General features: G+C 65.8%; 18 protein-coding genes and 2 tRNA genes. All 20 read right to left on the bottom strand.

Translation table 11 applies throughout. The annotated features are described in order from the left end of the window. Positions 1–11: 11 nt before the first annotated feature. The 20 genes from B4M62_RS07690 to B4M62_RS07595 all read right to left on the bottom strand — a co-directional run bounded on the left by B4M62_RS07690 (position 12) and on the right by B4M62_RS07595 (position 16,368). Complete coding sequence (locus B4M62_RS07690) at positions 12–1,130, bottom strand: MlaD family protein (RefSeq protein ID WP_290706381.1); 1,119 nt, start codon at positions 1,128–1,130, stop codon at positions 12–14. Beyond that, complete coding sequence (locus B4M62_RS07685) at positions 1,130–2,032, bottom strand: MlaD family protein (protein ID WP_290706380.1); 903 nt, start codon at positions 2,030–2,032, stop codon at positions 1,130–1,132. Before B4M62_RS07685 ends, B4M62_RS07690 begins: the two co-directional genes overlap by 1 nt. Positions 2,033–2,217: 185 nt before the next feature. Continuing rightward, entirely contained in the window at positions 2,218–3,243 is a 1,026-nt protein-coding gene (locus B4M62_RS07680; protein ID WP_290706379.1) for an MlaD family protein, read from the bottom strand. Continuing rightward, entirely contained in the window at positions 3,240–4,277 is a 1,038-nt protein-coding gene (locus B4M62_RS07675; RefSeq protein WP_290706378.1) for a hypothetical protein, read from the bottom strand. The genes B4M62_RS07680 and B4M62_RS07675 overlap by 4 nt, the downstream gene beginning before the upstream one ends. Positions 4,278–4,286: 9 nt before the next feature. Then, positions 4,287–5,144, bottom strand: coding sequence for an ABC transporter permease (locus tag B4M62_RS07670; RefSeq protein WP_290706377.1), 858 nt, complete (start codon positions 5,142–5,144; stop codon positions 4,287–4,289). Between the two features lie 100 nt (positions 5,145–5,244). Next, complete coding sequence (locus B4M62_RS07665; protein WP_290706376.1) at positions 5,245–5,769, bottom strand: TIGR04338 family metallohydrolase; 525 nt, start codon at positions 5,767–5,769, stop codon at positions 5,245–5,247. A gap of 22 nt (positions 5,770–5,791) precedes the next feature. Then, positions 5,792–6,748, bottom strand: coding sequence for an L-lactate dehydrogenase (locus B4M62_RS07660; RefSeq protein WP_290706374.1), 957 nt, complete (start codon positions 6,746–6,748; stop codon positions 5,792–5,794). Between the two features lie 81 nt (positions 6,749–6,829). Beyond that, on the bottom strand, positions 6,830–7,666 hold the full coding sequence (locus B4M62_RS07655; protein ID WP_290706373.1) for a DUF2786 domain-containing protein: 837 nt from the start codon (positions 7,664–7,666) through the stop codon (positions 6,830–6,832). Between the two features lie 61 nt (positions 7,667–7,727). Next, positions 7,728–9,149, bottom strand: a complete 1,422-nt coding sequence (locus tag B4M62_RS07650; RefSeq protein ID WP_290706371.1) for a lipase family protein — start codon at positions 9,147–9,149, stop codon at positions 7,728–7,730. Between the two features lie 107 nt (positions 9,150–9,256). Beyond that, on the bottom strand, positions 9,257–10,465 hold the full coding sequence (locus tag B4M62_RS07645) for an acyl-CoA dehydrogenase family protein (protein WP_290706369.1): 1,209 nt from the start codon (positions 10,463–10,465) through the stop codon (positions 9,257–9,259). Continuing rightward, positions 10,462–11,322, bottom strand: coding sequence for an SDR family oxidoreductase (locus B4M62_RS07640; protein ID WP_290706368.1), 861 nt, complete (start codon positions 11,320–11,322; stop codon positions 10,462–10,464). Before B4M62_RS07640 ends, B4M62_RS07645 begins: the two co-directional genes overlap by 4 nt. Before the next feature lie 21 nt (positions 11,323–11,343). Further along, entirely contained in the window at positions 11,344–11,925 is a 582-nt protein-coding gene (locus B4M62_RS07635; RefSeq protein ID WP_290706367.1) for a hypothetical protein, read from the bottom strand. A gap of 90 nt (positions 11,926–12,015) precedes the next feature. Beyond that, positions 12,016–12,732, bottom strand: a complete 717-nt coding sequence (rplA, locus tag B4M62_RS07630; protein ID WP_290706366.1) for a 50S ribosomal protein L1 — start codon at positions 12,730–12,732, stop codon at positions 12,016–12,018. Between the two features lie 104 nt (positions 12,733–12,836). Beyond that, positions 12,837–13,271: a 50S ribosomal protein L11 gene (rplK, locus tag B4M62_RS07625; protein WP_007323851.1), complete on the bottom strand. Its 435-nt coding sequence runs from the start codon at positions 13,269–13,271 to the stop codon at positions 12,837–12,839. A 92-nt stretch (positions 13,272–13,363) separates the two neighbouring features. Further along, positions 13,364–14,173, bottom strand: coding sequence for a transcription termination/antitermination protein NusG (gene nusG / locus B4M62_RS07620; protein ID WP_290706365.1), 810 nt, complete (start codon positions 14,171–14,173; stop codon positions 13,364–13,366). 33 nt (positions 14,174–14,206) lie between these two features. Next, positions 14,207–14,578 carry a preprotein translocase subunit SecE gene (gene secE, locus B4M62_RS07615; RefSeq protein WP_290706364.1) on the bottom strand — a complete coding sequence of 124 codons (372 nt, stop codon included), beginning with the start codon at positions 14,576–14,578 and terminating at the stop codon, positions 14,207–14,209. 42 nt (positions 14,579–14,620) lie between these two features. After that, positions 14,621–14,693: transfer RNA gene (locus B4M62_RS07610), tRNA-Trp, on the bottom strand. Positions 14,694–14,827: 134 nt separating this feature from the next. Then, positions 14,828–15,904, bottom strand: coding sequence for a fused (3R)-hydroxyacyl-ACP dehydratase subunits HadA/HadB (locus B4M62_RS07605; RefSeq protein ID WP_290706363.1), 1,077 nt, complete (start codon positions 15,902–15,904; stop codon positions 14,828–14,830). 133 nt (positions 15,905–16,037) lie between these two features. Continuing rightward, complete coding sequence (gene rpmG / locus B4M62_RS07600; protein WP_003929651.1) at positions 16,038–16,205, bottom strand: 50S ribosomal protein L33; 168 nt, start codon at positions 16,203–16,205, stop codon at positions 16,038–16,040. Between the two features lie 100 nt (positions 16,206–16,305). Further along, a tRNA-Met gene (locus tag B4M62_RS07595) sits at positions 16,306–16,368 on the bottom strand. Position 16,369: the final 1 nt, after the last annotated feature.

Raw genomic sequence — 16,369 nt, 5'->3', positions numbered from 1 at the left:
TCGACTGATCCTCATGGCCGCCCCGCTCCCGTGAACAACATAACCGCACGCAATGCGTCAAGCTCCATCGCATTCGGGCTGACGACCTTGCACTGCCCCGGTAGGTATCGATTGACATTGGCACACGTCAGCTTCGGATCGCGCGCCGGAATCTGGGTGCGGGGCGGCTTGTAGGTCACCCGCAGGCCCAGGGTCTTTTGGTCGAAGGAGACATGGAAGGCACGGATCAAGACCGGCACGATGCCGAGCAGATCGCCCCAATTCCGGAAGCCGGCACCGATCACCCGGGTGATCGGCACGACGACGTCGAGCGCCGGCCAAGCGAAATGGGCGTAGCGCTTCATCAGGCTCGTGAGGCTGACAAGAACTTCCGGAAGGGCGTAGGCGACGCGTTGCAGCATTTGGAGGAGCGGTACGAGGAGAGGGCCGGTGGTCCGGTTGACGCCGTCCATCAACTCCTGCATCACGCCCCAGTTGTCGGCCAGCCCGGTCGCCAGCGAGCTCGTATGGTCCAGCGCAGTCGCCATGTCGGCGAGCGCGCCCGCCATCGGCGTCCGAGCCGGTACGGCGAGTTGCTTGATCAGGTTGTTGATCAGGGGGCCGACCCCGGTGAATTCACGCGAAACCGTGGACAGGCTCTGCATGACCTTCACCTGATCGTCCGGTGCGGCATCGGTGGTGAGCTGGCGGGCGAGGCGGGTCACGCTTTGCAGCGCGTCGCTGATCGAAGCCGGGGTAGCCGTGTGCTCGCGGGTGATGCACTTGCCCGACGGCAGGGTGGCGCCGCCCAAGTCGTCGCCGAGAATCGCCAGTTGGCGCACCGCAATGATCGACGGCGGAATACTGGTGGCCTGCGCGTCGAGGGGAAGGCGCTGGTCGGCATCGACGTCGAAAGTCACCAGGGCCACACCGGCGGCGGCCTCGACGTTGCGGACAGTGCCGATCTGGACGCCGCGCCGGGTCACCGCGTTGCCGGTGAAGAGGCCGACGCTGTCGGCGAGTTCGGCGCAGTAGCTGACCGTTCGCACGGTGATGCGCTGGAACCCGAGGTAGCCGAGTGCGACGACGGCGATGGTCGCGAAGACCAGTCCCGTCATCAACCACTTTGATCCGGCGAGTTTGCGTCCCATCAGCACTTCACCCCCGGCATCGGCAGGCAGTAGTCCGTCGACAGGACGATGCCCGAATGGTCGATATTGATGGAGCCGTCCGGCCCGACCATGTTCTCCAAACGTTTGATGAAATCGCGGCCCTGCACGATCATCGGCTCATATCGCTGCAGCAATGGGCCGAACTGCCGGCCGATGGAGTCGACCTGACGAACCAGGGGGTCGATAGTCGTGTCGTACTCGAGCAGCACGCCTTTCACCCGTTCCAAGAGGTCGGCGAGGCGGCCCAGGGCATAGTTGAAGCGCGAGCCGAACACCTCGAACTCACTGAGGAAGGTCGCCAGGTTCCGGCTCAACGCGGTGAGCAGGTCGCCGTCGACGTTGATCTGCTGGGTGTACTCGGCGGCGAGGTTCAGTAGTGAACCGAACTCGTCCTGCCTCTTGTTGAGATTCACCAGCATCGACTGGAGAATCTGCAGGTTGCGCTTCAGCGCGCCGCGATTCGCGTCGAAGCCCTCGTGCACCTGTACCAGCATGTTGCGCAGCGGTGTCACATCAATCTTCTCGAGCTTCGGCTGCACCAGCGAGAACGTCTTGGTCAGCGAATACGGCACCGACGTGTGATCCTTGCTCATCGGCGAGTCGCCCATCGGCTCGGCACCCACCGACGTGATGTCGATGAAGTTGCCGCCGACGGCCGTCAGCATCTTCGCGTCGGCCCGCGACTCGTCGCCGATGAACACGTCCCGCCGAACCGACATGACGACGGCAACACTGTCCTTCACCAGACTGACCTTCTTGACGGTCCCCACAGGAACCCCCGCCACCCGGACACTGTCGCCGACTTTGATCTGGCCGGCCTCGTCGAAGTAGGCGGTAAAGCGGGACTGGCCCGGGGTGAACACGTACACACCGGCAGCCACCAGGCCGAGGACGACGAGGAGGACCGCTGCCCCAATGCCTCAGCGCACCTCGCCGCGCTCGCGCTGCGCGTTCGACATCGCCGGTTTGTCGGAGAGTCGCTGCAACAACTCCCGCGGCGACCAGCTGCTTGACCGCTTCACCGCTGCCGCCTCGTCCACCTGGACCGGCTCATCCGAAGACGGCTCTATCGTCGACACAACGTCACCTGCGATCCACGGAGAAAGAGCTTGAGGTTGTCCGGCACGGCAGCCTGCCCCTTCGAGCACTTCAGCGCAGCAGTATTGCCCACGGGTGGCAGTACCGAATTGACTGCCGCGAGCAACCCGGGGGTCACCGCCAAGATTCCGATGGCGGCCTCACCGATGGGCAGGAACTGGCGGACGAGATCATTGAATCCCGGGGAGTCGTTCTTGTCGAAACCCATCGCCGCGAAAAGGTTGTCGATGCTGATAATCACCGCGCCGGTCGAGTCAGCGTAGTTGCGCAGGTCGGCGGACTTGGCGGCCACCACGTTGCCGAGTCGGGAGAGGTAGACGATGACCGGCTGAATGTACTGCGCCCCACCACTGACCGCCGACGACAGCGTTTTGAGATTGTCGACGAGGGTGTTGACGACTTCATGCTGGTCATCGACGAGGCTGAGCACCTTGTTGAGCGAGTCGATGGTCTGCGCGAACCCCGAGCCGTCGCCCTCCACAAGCTTCAGCATGCCCTCCGCGAACCGGTTGACGTCGTCGGCCTTCATGACCTGGAAGACCGGCGCAAGGCCGTGGAACACCTGAGTGATGTCAAAGGAGGGAGTCGTCGACCCCAGCCCGATCGTCGCACCGGACTTGACCGGAGCACCCGCCCGCGCCTTCTGCTGGAGGTCGAGGTAGCGGACCCCGGTGAGGTTCAGGTAGCGGATCGCCAGGCGCGTGTCGCCGAAAACATCCTCACCCTTGGTCAGGGTGAACGTCACCCGCGCGGTGGTGGTGTCGGCGTTCGGTTCGCGATAGAGGTCGACGGCGGTCACCTTGCCGACCCGGGTGCCCAGCCGCCGGACATCGTTGCCGACGCGCAGACCGGCGACATTGGTGAAGTCGGCGGTGTACTCCGCGGCGGCATTGGCGACCGGGCGGATGATGCCGTTCGAGACGAAGATGCCGCCGCCGATCGCGACAATCGCAAAGACGACCAGATACACCAGGGCACGCTTGGCCGAAGTCACCGCACTCCCCCCGTCAACGCGGACACTGGACCGGGCATGCCGCGCAACACGACGTCTACCTTGAGCACCGGCCGCCCACCGACCATGGGTAGCGCGCGGTCAAGGTTATAGATCAGCTGGCGGATCTGCAGTCCGTTCTTGCGCGCAGTGGGCGAACTCTCCAGGATCCGTTCGAGCAGTGGCAGCACATCGGTCATCAGCGGCATGGTCTGGCCAAGGGCGGCCGGGCCGAGCAACCGGGCAGCGTCGGCCATGGTCTGATTCGTTGCATAGTCGAAACCCTTGCGTTCGCGTTCGAGGAATTCCGCGCCGCCCTGGCGCATCGCCGGCCATTTCAGCAGCGTGTCCATCGACCCCAAGACGTGGTCCACCCCGGTGGGTAGTCCGCTCATCAGCGCGCTCATCTTTGGCAGCGTCACCTCCGCGGGGATCTGCTCGGTTTCGGCGAGGAGGCCGCTCAACCGGCCGACGATGTCGAGCACCGGCATAAAGGCCATCGACGTCCGGTCCGCCTTGGCCAGCAGATCGCCGACGTAGGGCTCAAACGCCTTGCCCTGCATGTCGCTGAGTTGACGCAGCATCGCGGTCAACGTCGAATCGGCCGGGGTGTCGGGATGGAAGTCGCCGCCGCTGGCAATCGGCTCGCCGCCGGGCTCGCTGTTGATGACCACCGCGGCAATGCCGAACAGGTTCTTGGGCGCGTAGCTCAGGCGCGACGTCGTCGAGATGATGCCCGGTGTTGCGAGCCGTTGCCGGTCGAGTGCCAGGTCGAGCACGAAGTCTCCGGTGGGCGTCGCCGACACGGTCCGCACCGTGCCGATCTCCGAACCGTTGACCACAACGCCGGTGCCCTCGTCGATGCCGCCGGCGAGCGTGTCGGTATACATCCGAACGCGAAATGCGTCGTCGGGCATCGCGGTCGCCACCACGACTCCGGCGACCGCGACGAGGGTGGCGACCGCGATGGCCACCGCCGCTCGGCGGACGTAGGTACCGCGATCAGCGGCCATGCCTGGTGCGCGAAAATCTGGCATTGCTGTTCCTCACCCCCGAAACACGAACGGGGAGTTGAAGCCCCAGAAGATCAGTGTCAGCAAAAGATCGAGCGCCACGATCGCCACGAGACTGGCCCGGATCGCATGACCCGATGCGATCCCGACTCCCTCGGGTCCACCGGAGGCGAAGTATCCCTTGTAGCAGTGGATCACGATGATCACGACGATGAAAATCGAGACCTTGAGGGTCGCATAGGCCAGGTCCGGGAAGTTGACGAACTGGTTGAAGTAATGCGCGTAGGCACCGGCGGACTCGCCGCGGGCCTGCACGACCACCGCGCTGGACAGGTAGGCGGCCAACATCGCGATGAGGAAAGTCGGGAGGATGGTGATGATTCCCGCGATCACCCGCGTGGAGACGACGAATCCGATCGAGTGGACGCCGACCACTTCGAGAGCGTCGATCTCCTCGCTGATCCGCATCGAGCCGATCTCGGCGGTCATGCGGCAACCGGCCTGTACCGCGAATCCGAGCGCGGCGAGCAATGGGGCGAACTCGCGGGTGATGGCGTAGGACGCGACGCCGCCGGAAACCGGCCCAAGATCGAGCATGCTCAGCGTCCCATGCGCCACGATGGCGACCGTCGCCCCCGCGGCCAGCCCGAGAACAGCCATCACCAGCGCGGTGCCGCCGCCCACAATGATCGCACCGCGACCCCAGGCGAGGTCGGTGACGGTGCGGATCGTCTGACCGCGGAATCGCCACATCGCCTGCGGGGCATAACGCACGGCGTAGTAGGCGAAGGAGAGGAAGTGGCCGATATTGGCGATCGCCTGGGTAAGGCTGTGAACCAGCCGTTCGATCCACCGGACACCGCTCGGTGCATAGGTTGACGGGACGCCCACGCCGCTGATCACCCCTCCCCCAGATCGAGCAAAACCGCGGTCAGCGTATCACCGGGCCGATGCTCGCCAGCACCGCCCCCGAGACGAACACGGGGCGGCACTACAGCCCGCTGTCGCCGAAGATGACTCGATAGGCATAACCCGCCTCCGGCCCCAGTACCAGCGCAGCCAACTCGACGAGAGCCGCACGGAAGCCACGCCCGTGTGCAGCACCGCCCGAATCATCGAAATGGTGGGCCAGTTCGTGCAAGACCACCAGCTCACGCAGTGCCCACCTCCCCGCCGCCACGTCAACCGGGATGGCGATGATCCCGGCGCCACCACCGGACTCGTAGGTGGCCGCGGCCGCACTGCGGCGCGCCCGGACTCGGACCGGTACAGTGGCCCGCTCGAATCGGTCGGCGACCACGGGCATCGCGCGGACCCGCTCGACGTAGTCGCTGATCGAATCGAGCGAGGCGAACCTCGCCTCGACCGGCAGCGTGATCTCCGTACCGGCCAACAGCACCGACCTCGTGGACCCGACACCGTCGAAGAGTCCGAACACCATGCGCTCGGCGGCGTAGACCTCACCCCGTCGATGGTCGGTCGGGCGACGGTCGGCGAGCTTCTCGTCCTCGGGCACGCACCCCAGGCTAGGTCACCGCCTACAGGCCGAATCGGGCCTGCATCTCCCGCAGCGTCTGCGCCGATGCCCGCAAGCCGGCCAGTTCGTCGGCCGACATCGCGATCGGGAGGCGCTGACCGGCCCCGGCGGCGTCGACCACCGTCGGCAGCGACAGACAGACGTCGGAGATCCCGTGGATATCCTCGTCGATCAGCGCGGACACCGGGAGCACGCGGTGCTCGTCGTTCAGGATCGCTTCGACAATTCGGGTCGAGGCGAGTCCAATCGCATAGTTGGTGGCCCCTTTGCCCTCGATGATGCGGTACGCGGAGCCGACCACTTCGGAATGGATGTGGGCGCGCGCGTCGGCGTCGAGGAGTTCGCCGCCGCGCAACGACTCCCAGTCGAGGAGCGGAACGCCGCCGATAGTGGCGGACGACCAGAGCGGGATCTCCGAGTCGCCATGCTCCCCGGCGATATAGGCGTGCACGTTCTGCACGGCGACCCGGCAGTGCTCGGAGACCAGGAAGCGCAAACGGGACGAGTCGAGCACGGTACCCGAGCCGAACAGTTGGTTGCGCGGCAGACCGGTGAACTTGAGGGCCGCATACGTGATGATGTCGACCGGGTTGGTCACCATCACAATCCGCGCCTGCGGCGCGGCCGCCACGATCGGCGGCAACGCCGTGCGGGTCAGTTCGATGGTCGCCTCGGCCAGTTCGAGTCGACTCTGCCCGGGCCGCTGCTTGGCGCCGGCGGTGAAGACGATCACGTCCGAGCCCGCGCACACGGCCGGGTTTGCGCCGCCGATCACGCTCGCCCGCGAGACGAATTCGAGCCCGTGGGACAGGTCCAGTACCTCTGCCGCAACCTTTTCGGCGTTGACGTCCATCAAGGCGACCGTCCGGGCGACACCGCGGATCAGGGCCGCGTAGGCGATGGCCATGCCGACTGCGCCGGCACCGACGATGCTGACCTTGCTCCCCACCGGTTCCATGGCCCCGACGCTAACGCGACTTGGCCGGCCGCGCAGGGTGAGCGGGACGGCCCGGTGTGGACTGTTGCCGCCCCGCCGGAGTCACCCCTCGATGGCGTCGCGGGGCGCGCCAAGGCGCTCCTGCTCGGCCAGCCGCGCACGCCGTCCGGCTCGATCCCCGGCCCGGCGGGCCGCATCGGAATACCCGGCCCCGGCCCGGGCGGCCCGCCAGCTCCCCCGCGCGGTGGACTGGGCGGCGTAGAAGTTGGCGACCTCGATCTCCTTGTGCCGCAACATGATCGCCGTCGACGGTTCAGCACGCCGAGCACCGCGGGCCGAGTCCGCACGCGCCGCCTCGCGGCACGTGTCGGCCCGGGCGGCCTGCAGGCGCGCACCAACTCGTTCGGCGAATGCAGACTGAAAGTTGAGCCGGGCGGTGATCGGCGAGAGCGGCGTCTGCTCGACGCCCCGCCGCGACCGCCACCCGCTCCCGCGGCGTACCACGCGCGCGGCCCGCTCCCCCTTGTAGTCCCCCGACTTGAGGTACGCGTCGCTGGCCGCGACCATCTGGATGAGCAACGAGGTGTAGAGCGCCTCCACCGCGTCGATGTCGGCGTCGAACCCGTAGGCGAGGACGAAGGTCGAGTTGTGTGCCACGTCGAGGGTGACGTCGTTGGCCGCGGCGATGGCGACGAACAAGTGCACATAGGTGCGCAAACCGCGCTTGCCCGCCTGACCGATGGTGACCTGTCGGGCGACGGGCACCGTGCGCTCCCGCGCGGCGCGGTCGTGGGCACGGGCTCGGGCCAGATCGATGGAGGCGGCCGTCGCCAGCCGCTGGGCGGCCGTCATGAACGTCTGGGCCTCGTGCTCGTTGTCGGTTCCCTCGGCCTGTCGCAGCAGCGCCGCGATCCGGGCGAGCGTCTTGTCGTCGCGCATCAACCCAGGCTAATCACCGTCGGCGGGCACGGCGCAGTCGATTGCCGCGCCGGCGGTGCGGTCAGCTACCGATCGGCCAGCCGATCGCCGCCAGCATCGTGTTGCCGATCACTCCGGAGCCAAGCATCTCCATCGCGGCGGGGTCGAGCAGCGAACTCGGCACCGTCTTGATGTCACAGCCGGTCAGCTCCTTGGGATGCGGCGTCGACAGCCTGGTCTTCAGCCAGACCAGGGCACCCGGTGCGCCGGTCATCGCGACGGTCCCATGGGTAGTCATCAACTGGGGAATCGGGCGCGGCGGCAGCGCCTCGCGACGATAGACCACCGGGGCACCGCCCGCGCAGTAGGAGCGGACCAGGCGATCAGCGGCCCGGATCGGGCCGACCTCCTCGGTCACGCCGTTATAGATGTAGGCGGGAGCGGTCGGCACGCGGCCGCTGATGCCGCGACTCCGGAACGCTGCGGCCACCTGCGGATCGGCGAGGATCACGTTCAGCGGCTTGGTGAAATACCGGTGGTAGTCGTACCACAGGTTTTGCAGCACGTTCTGCGCCAGGCAATGGTTCCGGGTCTCCTGAATCCGGCGAATGCCCTCGCCGGTGACGTATTTGTGCAGCACCGGGGTCAGCGCCGGCTCGTCCTTCAGGACCGCCCCCAGTGCCAGGGGGATCAGGCCGGCCAGCGGGGTCGCGTTGACATCACGCAGCGAGTCCTCGAGGGACCGTTCGGGCGCGCCCATCGCGGCGCCCTGGATGTTGATCTCCGGTGCGTAGGTCGGGTGCTCCTCGATCGTCCAACTCGAGGCGATCGCCCCGCCGGAGTAGCCCATCAAGCCAACCGGGCCCTTCTTATCCAGCTTTAACGGCGTGAATGCCTGCACCGCACGAATGCCGTCGAGTACCGCATAACCGGGCTGGCGCGGCGTGAGGAACCTGTTGTCCACTCCGCCGTGATCGGGCATGGCCACGGCCCAGCCCTGTTGCAGGCCGACCGCCGCGAGCGCCAGTTCGCCCGAGGCCGCCGGGAACGGCAGCGGGCCGGCCGGGTTGGCCGGTTCGATCGGGAGTCCGCGGATCAGACCGTAGGACGGGTTGCAGACCCGCAGAACCGAGTCGACCGCCATCTGGTACGACAGCAACGGGCGCGGCTTGGCCGGGCCGCGTGGGGTCATGACCGTGGTGACGGCGGCGTATGGCTCACCGTGCTCGCCGGTGGTGCGGTAGAGCAACTGCCACGCGTTCGCGTTGGTCGGCAGCAGCTGCAGCAGCTTCACATCGACTTGTCGCGACTTGAGGATCTGACCCGGCTGAGCCTGCTGCCAGCCGTCGGGCAGGTTGTAGAAGCTGTCATACGGCGGAGCCGGTTCGGCCGCGGCGACACCGCCAGTCGCCGTGCCCAGCGCGACGAGTGCCCCCGCCGCAACAGTCACACCGGTCACCATGCTGAGCACTCGCTGCCCAATAGTCGAACCCAAAAGTCTCATGGTGGGCGAACTTACCCCACACACAGGATCGTCATGTGAGACGGGTCACAAATTACGTGCGCCGGCCCGGCTCAAGGGCTCGGCACACCATTCGGCTCCCCACCCACCTACTCGGCGTACCGCCGCAATTCCCACCGCGCGATGGACCGTTTGTGGACTTCGTCGGGCCCATCCGCCAGGCGCAGGGTGCGCAGGTGAGCGTAGGCACTGGCGAGTGGATAGTCGTCGGTGACGCCGGCCCCGCCGAAGACCTGGATCGCGCGATCGAGGAGTTTGAGCGCCATCTCGGGGGCAGCCACCTTGATGGCTGCGATCTCGGTGGCGGCGGCCCGGTTCCCCACGGTGTCCATCATGTGCGCCGCCTTGAGCGTCAACAACCGCACCATTTCGATCTCGATGCGCGACTCGGCGATCCAGTCCTGGATGTTCGCCCGGGCGGCGAGCGGCTTGCCGAAGGTGGTGCGCTCGACGGCTCGGCGGCACATCAACTCAAGCGCACGCTCGGCCATCCCGACCGTGCGCATGCAATGGTGAATGCGGCCGGGGCCGAGTCGGGCCTGTGCGATCGCGAAGCCCTCCCCCTCCCCCGCGAGGACGTCGACGGCGGGCACGCGCACATCCTCAAACGTGATCTCCGCATGGCCCTCCCGGTCCTGATAGCCGAAGACGGGCAGATTGCGGACGACGGTCACACCGGGCGCATCGATCGGCACCACCATCATCGACTGCTGTCGATGCGTGGCCGCCTCGGGATCGGTCTTCCCCATGACGATCAGAACGGTACAAAGCGGGTGCATGGCGTTGGATGCGAACCACTTTCGGCCGTTGAGGAGGTAAGAATCGCCATCGCGGCGCATCGACAGCGTGATATTTGTGGCGTCGGAACTGGCCACCGCCGGCTCGGTCATCGCGAAGGCAGAGCGAATCTGACCGGCCAGCAGCGGCCTCAGCCAGCGCTCCTTGTGTTCGTCGGTGCCGTAAAGGGTGAGCACCTCCATGTTCCCGGTGTCTGGGGCGTTGCAGTTGAACACCTCTGGGGCGATCTCCGAACGACCCATGATCTCGGCGAGGGGCGCGTAGTCGAGGTTGGCGAGCCCCGGACCCCACTGTGGGTGCGGGTGGAAGAGGTTCCACAGGCCGAGCCCCTTCGCCTCGGCCTTGAGTTCTTCCAGAATCGGCGGCTGGACGTGCGGGTCGCCGGCCGCGGCCATCTGCTCGTGGTAGACAGCCTCGGCGGGGTAGACGCGCGCGTCCATGAAGTCGAGGAGCTGAGCGCGATAGGCATCACTGCGCTCGGAGAAGGCGGGGATCGTCATGACTTTCCTTTGCTGGTGACGGATTTGCGCAGGGCCCGCTGGAGGCGACGCATGCCGCTGATCCACCCGCCGTAGTCGGCTCCCTTGCCGCGGTACATCTCAAGGACCTCTGGGTGTGGCAGCACGAGAAACTGCCCCTGTTCAACGGCGTCGAGCACGGCTGTGGCCACCGCCTCGGGCGTGAGCACCACACCGGCGGATTCGACGGTGTGCAGCATCAACGCCTCCTCGGCGCCGACGGTGTGCTTCGGCCGCAGCAGAGCAGTGTCAACACCCATGGGGCATACGCAACTGACTCCCACCCCGTCGTCGCCGTAGGTGATCGAGAGCCACTCGGCAAAGCCGACGAGGGCGTGCTTGGTCGTCGTATAGGTTGCCGACCCAATCTGGGACAGCAACCCGGCCGCCGAAGCAGTGCTGACGAAGTAGCCGCTGCCCCGCTCGATCCACCCGGGCACCAAGGCGCGCGCCGCTCGAACATGTGCCATCAGGTTGACGTCCAACGAGCGCGACCACTCCTCCTCGGTGGCGCCGAGCCCGGCACCGGTACTGATCCCGGCGTTGGCGAAGTACACGTCTACCGGCCCGAAGGCCGCCTGCGCGGCGGCGATCTGAGCGGCGATCACCGTGGGGTCGGAAGTGTCGCCGAAGACAGGGACGGCGCGCACCCTGTCGTCGCCCGAGGGCGTTTCTCCTCCCACCCCACCCGCGATCGACGCCGCGGCGGCCTCGGTGGCGTCGCGATGAAGGTCACCGACCACGACACGGGCTCCCCGCCGTACCAATTCGCGTGCCAACGCCAAGCCGATCCCGCTCGCCGCGCCGGTCACAATCGCGACGCGCCCGTCAAGTTCCATCTGGCCAACGTATCGCGCACGCTATGCGCGCGTCGAGGGTCCGGCTTCCTGCAGGGAGTGGGCAATGGCATCGGCAGTGTCGAAGACCTCACTGAAGCTGGTCGCGACCTCCCACCGCAGACCACGACAGCCAACTAATGCCAGGTAGCCGGGCACTCCCGTTCTCGACGCTCGGATTGACGCACCGTCGAGACCGTTGGAGGTCCACTGCGCACGCTGCAACGATCGCAAGAATTCGGCTCCCAACTGGTCAAAGTGTCGATTCAGAAATTCCTCGACGGCTTGCGCACTGGTGCGCGGCCGGATCGCCGATGAACCATCGTCGCGGGTCACCCAGATGTAGTACCGCGGCGTGGAAGCGTCCACGATCGTGCTGACGCGGCCGTTGTCCGCCATGACGGTAAAGCCGGGCGGCAGGACAGCACGCACGCCGGTGGAGCCGATCATCGTCGCACCGGGATCGGGGGCGCTCACCGCAGCGCAACGGTCGGGACTCGCCACCGGCGCCGGCCAGAATCGCCAGGCGACGAGTCCACCAACAACCGCCACCACGACGACAATCACCCCGATGACCAGCCATCGCGTACGCCGCCTGGACTTCACGAGCCGACACTACCGCCATCAGACCCAACAAAACGGGACAAACCCAACACCGATCGGCGTTGGGTTTGTCCCGTCTTGTTTCGTTTGGCGTTATGCCTGCGGCGCCTCGGTGAAGTTGCGCGTCACCGACGGATCAACCGGAATGCCCGGGCCCGTCGTGGTGGAGACGGTGACCTTCTTGACGTAACGACCCTTAGCCGCCGACGGCTTGGCACGCATGATCTCGTCAAAGGCAGCGCCGTAGTTTTCGGCGAGCTGCTCGGTCGAGAACGAGGCCTTGCCGATAACGAAATGCAGGTTCGCGGCCTTGTCGACGCGGAAGTTGATCTTGCCGCCCTTGATCTCGTTGACGGCCTTGGTGACGTCGGTGGTCACCGTGCCCGTCTTCGGGTTCGGCATGAGTCCGCGGGGACCCAGCACGCGGGCGATCCGGCCGACCTTGGCCATCTGGTCCGGGGTGGCGATCGCGGCGTCGAAGTCCAGCCAGCCGCCCTGAATCTTTTCGATCAGATCCTCGGCACCGACCTCGTCGGCGCCGGCGGCGGCCGCCTCGGCAGCCTTCTCGCCAGCGGCAAACACGATCACCCGAGCGGTCTTACCGGTGCCGTGCGGGAGGTTGACGGTGCCACGGACCAACTGGTCCGCCTTACGGGGGTCGACACCGAGCCGGACGGCGACCTCAACGGTCGAATCGGAATTCGCCGAGCCGGTATCCTTGGCGAGCTGCACAGCCTCCAGCGGACTGTACAGGTTATCCTTGTCGATCTTCTCCGCTGCGGCGCGGTAGGCCTTGCTTCGTTGTGCCATAGCTCTGTTCCTTCTTCGGGGTAATCCGAGTAAGTGGTTGATGGGCCGAGCCGGCCCTCCCACGGGGGTGCGCACCCTCGTCACCGAGGGGCGCGGAGTACTACTCAGCCTTCGACGGTGATGCCCATGGACCGGGCGGTACCGGCGATGATCTTCGCGGCCTGATCAATATCGTTGGCGTTGAGATCCTCGGCCTTGGTCTTCGCGATCTCACGGACCTGGTCCATGGTCACTTTGCCGACCTTGTTGACGTGTGGCTCGCCGGAGCCCTTCTGCAAACCAGCAGCCTTGAGTAGCAGCTTGGCCGCGGGCGGGGTCTTCAGTTTGAAGTCAAACGAGCGGTCTTCGTACACGAAGATCTCGACCGGCACCACGTTGCCGCGCTGATTCTCAGTCGCCGCGTTGTAGGCCTTGCAAAACTCCATGATGTTCACGCTGTGCTGACCCAGCGCCGGACCCACCGGCGGAGCCGGATTGGCCTGGCCCGCCTGGATCTGGAGCTTGATGATCCCGGCGATCTTCTTCTTCTTGGGAGGCATCCTCTTGTCCTTACTTCTTTCCTCATCCGCGCACGCTGGATACGCGGAAGTCTATTGTCGCGGCGACGGGCCGATGACCCGTGGCGCCGTCGCTAAATCTTCTCGACCTGGGTGAACGCGAGTTCGACCGGGGTCTCCCGACCGAAGATCGAGACGAGCACCTTGACCTTGCGCTGCTCGGCGTTGACCTCGCTGATCGACGCGGGCAGCGTCGCGAACGGACCGTCCATCACGGTGACCGACTCGCCGACCTCGAAGTCCACCTCGATCTGCGCGGTTGCCGCAGCAGCGGCAGCGATGACGTCGCCACCCCTGCTCGACGACGCCTTCTTCGGCTCGGTGCGTGGCACCAAGAACTTCAGCACCTCGTCGAGGGTCAACGACGAGGGGCGCGACGTCAGGCCGACGAAGCCGGTTACGCCGGGCGTGTTGCGCACGGCGCCCCACGACTCGTCGTTGAGTTCCATGCGGACCAGGATGTAGCCCGGAAGCACCTTGCGGTTGACCTTCTTCGGCTGGCCGTTCTTGATCTCGGTGACCTCTTCGCTCGGCACCTCGACCTGGAAGATGTACTCCTCGAGGTCGAGGTTCTGCACGCGGGTCTCCAGGTTGGCCTTCACCTTGTTCTCGTATCCGGCATACGAGTGGATGACGTACCACTCGCCGGGTGCGAACCGAAGCTGGCGGCGCATCGCCTCGGCCGGATCCTCGTCGGCGACCACCTCGTCGGCGACCACCGGATCGGCTGGCTCCTCGGCAACGGCCCCGGCCTGGTTGTCGACGGCCACTTCGGCCTCCTCGACGCCCTCCGCCGCAGCCTCGGCACCATCGATCTGGTCGGTGGGCTCACCCGCCGAGGTGATGTCCTCGGTTGATTCGAACTCGTTCTCGGGGGTGGTCACAGCCCGCTACTCCTTTGGATAGAAATGTTTGTCTTATTCACCGAAGACCAGCAGCACCAGCTTCGCGAAGCCGATATCGAGGCCGGTGATGAACGAGGTGAACACGACAATGAAGACCAGCACGATCAGCGTGAAGACGATGGTCTCGCGCCGGGTCGGCCAGATAACCTTCTTCATCTCCGCGACGACCTGCTTCAAGAAGGTCCAGATCGCGACAAACGGGTTTGTCCTGCCGGTGGTCACGGAATCGGCGGACTTCTCGGTGCGGTCGGCGCGGCGCGGCGATCCGGCACGCTTGCCGGTAGGGCGCGGCTTCGCGTCGTCGTCAAGCGTGTCGACGGCAACATCGTCGACCGACTCGTCGGCCTCCGCCTTGCTCTTGGCAGCTCGATCGCGCTTGCTCAACTTTCGAGTCCTCTCGTTTCCGGTATCCCTGACAGTCCAGGGCAGGGGCGACAGGACTTGAACCTGCAACCTGCGGTTTTGGAGACCGCTGCTCTGCCAGTTGAGCTACGCCCCTCTGTGACCGGTTGGTCACGTCGATCGACCCATACATGACCAACGCGCCACCCTAAGGGCAGCGCGCAAGTCTAGAATCAATCTGACACCTCAGTGTAGAGCACCGATGGCATCGAGCACCAATCCCGGTCGAGATCAGTTGAACTGGACGACGACGTTGGCGCGTCCGAAAATCTTGCGATCACCCTGTTTGGCGACCAGTGCGATCGTCCCCTTGCGGGTCTCGGGGTCCAACGAGCGCACCTTGCCGGTGAAGTCGACCGTGGTGTAGTCGTCGGCCGGAACGTAGACCGGGCTGGTGAATCGGACGTTGTATTCGCAGAAGGCAGCGGGGTCGCCGATGAACTCGGTCACGTACGTCGCCCCGAGGCCCATCGTCTGCATCCCATGAGCCACCACGCCATCGAGGCCGGCCGCCTTCACCACCTCGTCGGAGAAGTGAATCGGGTTCGGGTCGCCGACGACGCCGGCATAGTTCGCCAGATTTCCGCGCGTCAGAAGGAAAGACTTGGGCACGATCTCCTGGCCCACCGTCAACGAGTCGAAGTCGATGGCCCGGCCCGCCCCCGGCGACGCGATCGGATCGGGCCGATCCTGATCGGCGACGGTCCGCTCGACGGTCTTGCCGGGGTCGCCGAAGGCATCGACCTTCATCATCACGTGGTCGAGCGAGTCGACCACCGCCGGGTCCACCTCGACCCCGGTCCGCGCCACCAGCGACGTATAGGTGGTCATCACCGGCTCGTCGTGCTGGTTCCAGATGACGTTCTTGCTGACCAGCATGTCGAGGTTCTCGGGCTGACTGATGTGGCGAAACGACTCCAGCGACACGTCACAGATGAGCCGGTCGCCAACCTTCATCGGCTGGTGGTAGATCAATCGCTGGTCGGTCTGCATGATCTGCCACAGGTCGTAGCCCTGGACGACCTCCTCGAACAGGAACCGCTGGGCGGTGATGCCGAACACCGAGACGAATGTCGGGGAAGCGATCAGGGTGTCGTGCCCGTACTCGCCCGCGGCCGCCTCGCTCCAGTGCGTTGGATGCGCGTCCTGAACTGCCGTGGCGAGCTTGCGGACCTCCTCGCGACCGACCTCGTAGTAGTCGTCGACGGTATAGCGGTATCCCACAAGTCCGGCCGTCCGCTCGGCGAGTTCGTCAGGGGTCAACTTGTCGACCTGCGCGTCATCATTCGGGTCGGATCCGGAAAACACTCTCGCCACCTGCCTAGGGGTCACACGAAGGGTCGAAGACAGACGGGACCACGCCGGCGATCGGACCGCCCGCCGCGACGAGAACCCGTCACAAATGAAAGGAGGGACACCGTTCCCGGTGCCCCCCGTTCAATCAGCGCGATTCTTTATGCGCCTGATGCTTGCCGCAGTTGGGGCAAAACTTCTTGATCTCGAGCCGATCGGGATCGTTCCGGCGGTTCTTCTTGGTGATGTAGTTACGGTGCTTGCACACTTCGCACGCCAGGGTGATCTTGGGGCGAACGTCTGTCGAGGAGGCCACGTCGCTGCCTTCTTTCGGTGGTACTCGGGCCTGGCGTCGGTCGTCGACCGGCGCCGGGCCGTGGATCACGGGATCGGCGGCCGCCGATTCCGATGTGTAGCGGTGGGGGGACTCGATCCCCCGACCTCACGATTATGAGTCGTGCGCTCTAACCAGCTGAGCTA

It is taken from the genome of Gordonia sp. UBA5067 (genome assembly GCF_002414845.1).
GTDB classification, from domain to species: domain Bacteria; phylum Actinomycetota; class Actinomycetes; order Mycobacteriales; family Mycobacteriaceae; genus Gordonia; species Gordonia defluvii.
The sequence above is the reverse complement of the archived record's forward strand: the minus strand, read 5'-3'. Positions and strand labels throughout refer to the sequence as shown.